Origin of the sequence: Aeromonas sp. QDB18 (assembly GCF_027705325.1) — a bacterium.
GTDB lineage: Bacteria > Pseudomonadota > Gammaproteobacteria > Enterobacterales > Aeromonadaceae > Aeromonas > Aeromonas caviae.
In genome coordinates this window covers 1-5,230 of record NZ_JAPDBQ010000204.1, presented here as the reverse complement: position 1 = coordinate 5,230, position 5,230 = coordinate 1, and the positions used below count along the sequence as shown (strand labels likewise).

Genomic DNA, 5,230 nt, shown 5'->3' with positions numbered 1-5,230 from the left:
CCTATCTGGAAAAGGTACTGGATGCTGGGTTGGCTAAATTGACCTCAATTTAACAATTTGTTCACGCTCTCACCCTGATGACATACCCACTCCATGGAGATGTTTTTGCAACATTTTCTGGGCCGGAGAGCACCACAACCGGACTTGGTTCTTAAAAATAGAAAAAAATGGCTGAAAATGACGATCATTTCTGCCCATGCTGGAAGGTTATGCATAAAATGTGAGTTTCGTGCATGGAGCTATGAACTTTTTGTAAGTATTTAGGTCTAAAAGCCAGATATTCGGTTTTCATAATAAAAACTCATAAAAACAGACCCACAACCACCACCCTTAGATCTAATAACAGGATAGCGGATGAAACGTCTCCGTCCCTTGGTAGCCCAGGCTGCCAATTGGGAACCCCCGGTTCCCCGCAAGCATTTCTATGCCATGCTATTGCTCACGGCCATGACGCTGTCAGCGGTAGCCGTATTGCCAGCTCCCGGTGACATCCTGGAGCGGCCACTGCGTCTGGAGTTGCCGATCGCCACCACGGGCACCGCAACCAACGAAGACAACACCGACTTCAACGACATTCCGGATCACGAGCTGGTCGAGTCAGCCGCTCCCGAAGACGACATCCCGGCGGATGCCACGCCTCAATGGCAAGATTACCGGGTTCGCAATGGCGAGAACCTGACCACCATCTTCAACAACCTGGGGCTGTCCACCACCACCCTCTACAAGGTGCTGGATGCGGATGCCAAGAACAACCTGGCGCGTCTCAAACCCGGTCAGACCATCGAGTTGCTGATCGATCAGGACAACATTCTGCAGCAGTTGAAGATCCGCCTGAACATCAAGCAGACCCTGGTGCTGGAGCGTACCGACGACACCTATAGCGCCAACATGCTCAATGAAGAGGTAGAGTGGCAGCAGAAGAGCTATGACGGTGTCATCAACGGCAGCTTCTACGTCAGCGCCCGCAATGCCGGTATCCCGGCCAACTACATCCAGAAGATTGCCAACCTGTTCCAGTGGCGCCTCAACTTCGCCAAGGATTTGAAAAAAGGTGACAAGTTCAAGGTGCTGGTCCGTCAGGAGACGGTCGACGGTAAGAGTACGGGCAATACCCAGTTGCTGGGGGTCGAGGTGTTCAGCCAGGGCAAGGCCGTGTCAGCCTGGTTGTCGGAAGATGGCAACTATTATGACGGTCAGGCAAACAGCCTGGAGCGCGGCTTCCGCCGTTATCCGACTCATAGCCGTTACCGGGTCAGCTCCAGTTTCAACCCGAATCGCCGTCATCCCATTACCGGGCAGGTCCGGCCCCATGAGGGGACCGACTTTGCCCTGCCGGTAGGCACGCCCATCATGGCGACCGGTGATGGTGTGGTCCTCAAGGCAACCAGCCACCCGCTGGCAGGCACCTATATTGTGATCAAGCACGGCCGTACCCTGATGACCCGTTATCTGCACCTGAGCAAGCTGCTGGTCAAGCCGGGTCAGAAGGTGAAGATGGGTGACAAGATTGCCCTCTCCGGCAACACGGGCCGCTCCACCGGTGCTCACCTGCACTACGAGGTGCGCATCAACAACCGCCCGGTGGATCCCATGAAGATCAAGCTGCCGATGGCGGAGCCGCTCTCCGGTAAGGACAAGCGTCAGTTCCTCGCCAAGGTGAAGAGCTACCGCAAAGAGATGGAGGCGGGCTGAACGGCTCCCTCCTGACGAAAAAGGCCCCGCAAACTGGCGGGGCCTTTTCATTGCAGAACGGCTTCAATAACCCTTGTCAAAGTCGATCCTGCCGTCCAGCTGCTGACCATCGATGAAGCGGATGTAGTTGCGGATGAAGATCTGGGCCACATCTTCCGGGAAGCTGTAGGCGCTGTTGTGGGGCGTCACGATGAGATTGGGCTGGTGCCAGAGCGGGCTGTCAGCGGGCAGGGGTTCCTGCTCGAACACATCGAGCACCGCCATGGCGGGCTTGCCGGCTTGCAGTGCCGCCAGCAGATCCCCCTCATGGACGGCATTGCCCCTGCCGACGTTGAAGAAGATGGCGCCCGGTTTGCAGTGGCCGAAGCGTTCGGCGGTGAAGAGATGGCGTGTCTCGCGGGTGGCGGGCAGCACGCTGACGATGACATCGGCCTGGGCCAGCATCTTGTTGAGTGCCGGCAATTGGTACACCTGATCGAACCCGGCACGCTCACGGCCACTGTGGCTGATGCCGAGCACCCTCATGCCAAAATGTTTGCCGGTGTGGGCGATATGCTGCCCTATGCTGCCGGTGCCGAGCAGCAGCAGCGTCTTTCCCTTCAAGCCCTGATAGGGATGGCTCTGCCAGACGCCCTGTTGCTGCTGCTCGCGATAGAGTGGCAACTGGCGGGTCAGGCTGAGCAGATGGCCGAACACATACTCGCTCATCAAGGGGCCGAAGATGCCGCGGACATTGGTGAGCAGGTAGTCGCGGCGGCAACTGGCGTCCAGCAGTACGTCGACCCCGGCATAAGTGGACTGGAGCCAGCTGAGCTTGCCGGCCTTGGCCAGCAGCGGCTTGGCCCGGGCAGGCTCGGCCATCAGGATATGAGCGTCACCGATAAGCTGTTCGGCCTCGGCCTGATTGTCGGCCCGAAGAATGTGCAGATGGGGAAGATGGGCCGCCTTGAGCAGGCGTTCATAGTGGCTGTTGTCCTGACTCAACAGCAGCAGGGTACGTTGGCTCATACTCTTGTTCCTTATCGTGTTTATGGCAAGGCGAGAGGGATGCTGTCTCCATCTTACCCCAGTTGATCGGGCAAGATAGTCGAGCAGGGCGCTTTTTCATTTTTAGACGGGGCCCTCGTGGGCTACAATCTGCCCCACATTTTGCAAAGGATCCGACTCCAGTGTTTGGTGACAAGTTTTATAAGCGACTGGCCGAGCTGCAGCCCTGGCAGCAAACCGTCTATACCCTGGCGCTGGCAGAGCGCATGTACCCCAACTATGTGCTCTTTACCCAGGCCTCCGGTTTCGGGGATGCGAGGGCATTCCGTCACGCGCTGGATCAGATGTGGAACTACCTGACGGTCAAGGGATCCCGCGTCAATCTTGGTGCCATTCTGGAAGCGTTTGAAGTCTACATTCCCGATCCCCGCAAGTTTGAATCCTACGGCGCCTATCCGGCACTGGACGCCTGCGTGGCGCTGGGTTGTGCCTACAACTCGGTGATCTGCCGGGTGGGGGAAGAGGCCAACGACGCCAGCCATGCGTCTGTCGGCACGGTCGCCGGCTTCATAGAGATGCTGGAAGAGCGGGATCTCAGCGATGAGGAGCTCTATGAGCACGAGTACATGGAGGCCGAGCTGGAGTTCCAGGTCGAACTGCTCAAACGGGTGGCCCATGAACGGGACAGCGATCGCATCCTTGCCATCCGCGCCTTCGCGGCCCAGGACGGCGTCTCCAACATCGGCATCAGCCTGGAGGCGTAACGCCATCGCGTACTGCCCATAGAAAAAGCTCCCGGTCGGGAGTTTTTTTTATCTCTGAGCGTTCATTTTTTGGTGTGTGAGAAAGCATTTATGCATTTTTTTCAAATGGTTAACTTTTTTTCTCCTGATTCTTAGGGGCCATTCGTTGCTGTTGTAAGCTCGCTTCTATTGGTTGCACTTGACAGAGAATCACCGACGAGAACAACTCCATTACTGAGGTCATCTATGAATGCAACAGAGCTTTGGCTGCTTTCCCCCGAGCAATTCAACGAGTGACGGCGTGAGAACGATTATCCCCGTATCTGGGCGCTGCTGGTGGCGTCGCTGCCCCATTTCGACGACTGGATGGCGGAGCAGAAGATAGAAAAAAGCGTGATCTTCCAGATCGGCATCGCCCGCTTCATCAGCTCCCGCTGCGTGCTGAGCCTTTGTGTCTACATGAGCGACGACAAGGTCCGCCTGTATGAGAGCGCCTCGAGTGCACTGGAATCCCTGCGCAAGAGCGGCCTCATCCGCTCGGAGACCCGTTTCGAGCCTTACAGCATGTGGCTGGCGGGAAAACATGGCAATGACGAGGTGAAACGGGTGCAAAGCCTGCTTTCGGTCTCGGAGAACAACAAGGGGGAGGCCCAGGTGCTGGGCAAGCATCGTTTGCTCAACATCGGCGGTGTTACCCTCAAAAGCCCCATCATCTCCGGCCGGTTGCTCGATTTCACCTGCCTGGACGAGCTCTCGCTGGATGGGGCCGTCAACAACTCCAAGGTTTATCTGTGGCACTGCTCGGCCAAGGGGGTCAGGGTCAATGGCGGGGTGATCGGGCTCGATCTGTTCGACTCTCTGCTGTGGGACCACAGGGCCTGGGCCAAGAAACGGGAGCTGGCGCTGGAGGACGGGGTCTTTCAGGACTTCACCATAGAGTGCGAGGAGATCCGCTTCCACTCCTCCCGGGCGGTGCTGAAAAACTTCAGCGTCAGCGCCAAGAACTTCGATGCCACCATGGAGCACACCAACCTGGACAAGGTGGAGGTGGTCTACAACGACAATGGGCGGATCGACCACAACGAGGCGAGCAAACTCTATCGCAATGCCAAGCGCCTCTTCTCCAGCGTGGGTGACACCGTCGATGCCGGCGAGTGTTACTACAAGGAGAAGCTGCACGAGATGAAGTCCCTGGCGAGCCCGCGGGAGCTGTTCCGGGAGCGCTGGTTGCGAAGCGGTCCGATGACGAAGTGCTGGCTCTCCCTGTTGTGCTATCTCAAGTGCGCGGGCAAGTTCATCAGCTTCATCACCTGGGGGTTTGGGGAGCGTCCCATCAGAAGCCTGCTGATGTCGATGGGGGTGATCCTGCTGGCGACCCTGACCTATTTCCTGGCGCCGGAGTCTGCAACCCACGGCCATCTGGGGCGCTCTCTCTATTTCAGCATCGTCACCTTCGTGACCCTGGGTTATGGGGACATCTCCCAGACCTCCTCGCCGCTGCAACTGCTGTCGGCCATCGAAGCCTTCTGCGGCATGTTCCTGACAGGTCTCTTCCTCGCGGGTTTTGCCTCGAAAACCAAGCAGTATTGACGGGAGCGCCGGCGGCGGGTGCCATCAGTGCCCGCTTCCGGTGCCCTCCTGCTGTCTTCCCATCCCTCCCGGCTGGCCCGGCGACTCTGCTTGACGCAGCGGCGGTGGAGCGACTTTATTTAAAGTCATCGCATGCCATGGCACATGTACAGGATCTTTAGCGCCAACCAATTGAAATAGATATAAAAAAGGCTTCGTTTGTGATCTAATTTTATCGC

The 5,230-nt window shown here is 57.4% G+C and carries 4 protein-coding genes and 1 pseudogene; 3 read left to right on the top strand and 2 right to left on the bottom strand.

Annotated features, from left to right (window positions below; translation table 11 throughout):
* The first annotated feature begins 354 nt into the window (after nt 1–354).
* Nucleotides 355–1,692, top strand: a complete 1,338-nt coding sequence (gene mepM, locus OKC30_RS19730) for a murein DD-endopeptidase MepM (protein WP_160837521.1) — start codon at nt 355–357, stop codon at nt 1,690–1,692.
* Nucleotides 1,693–1,755: 63 nt separating this feature from the next.
* Here mepM and OKC30_RS19725 read toward each other — a convergent pair whose 3' ends face one another.
* Nucleotides 1,756–2,700, bottom strand: a complete 945-nt coding sequence (locus OKC30_RS19725; RefSeq protein ID WP_043152907.1) for a D-2-hydroxyacid dehydrogenase — start codon at nt 2,698–2,700, stop codon at nt 1,756–1,758.
* A gap of 161 nt (nt 2,701–2,861) precedes the next feature.
* Here OKC30_RS19725 and OKC30_RS19720 point away from each other — a divergent pair, with 161 nt between their 5' ends.
* Together OKC30_RS19720 and OKC30_RS19715 are read left to right on the top strand one after the other, a co-directional pair.
* Nucleotides 2,862–3,443, top strand: coding sequence for a YjaG family protein (locus tag OKC30_RS19720; protein ID WP_042864483.1), 582 nt, complete (start codon nt 2,862–2,864; stop codon nt 3,441–3,443).
* Nucleotides 3,444–3,668: 225 nt separating this feature from the next.
* Nucleotides 3,669–5,012, top strand: a pseudogene (locus OKC30_RS19715) (potassium channel family protein).
* A gap of 24 nt (nt 5,013–5,036) precedes the next feature.
* On the opposite strand, the gene OKC30_RS19710 reads toward OKC30_RS19715, so the two are convergent.
* Nucleotides 5,037–5,230, bottom strand: a 194-nt coding sequence (locus tag OKC30_RS19710; RefSeq protein WP_270809764.1) for a hypothetical protein, incomplete at its 5' end; no start/stop codon positions are given.

Bases quoted from the DNA above. Each gene is read 5' to 3' on its own strand.
- mepM (WP_160837521.1), top strand. From the start codon at position 355: ATGAAACGTCTCCGTCCCTTGGTAGCCCAGGCTGCCAATTGGGAACCC.
- OKC30_RS19725 (WP_043152907.1), bottom strand. From the start codon at position 2,700: ATGAGCCAACGTACCCTGCTGCTGTTGAGTCAGGACAACAGCCACTAT.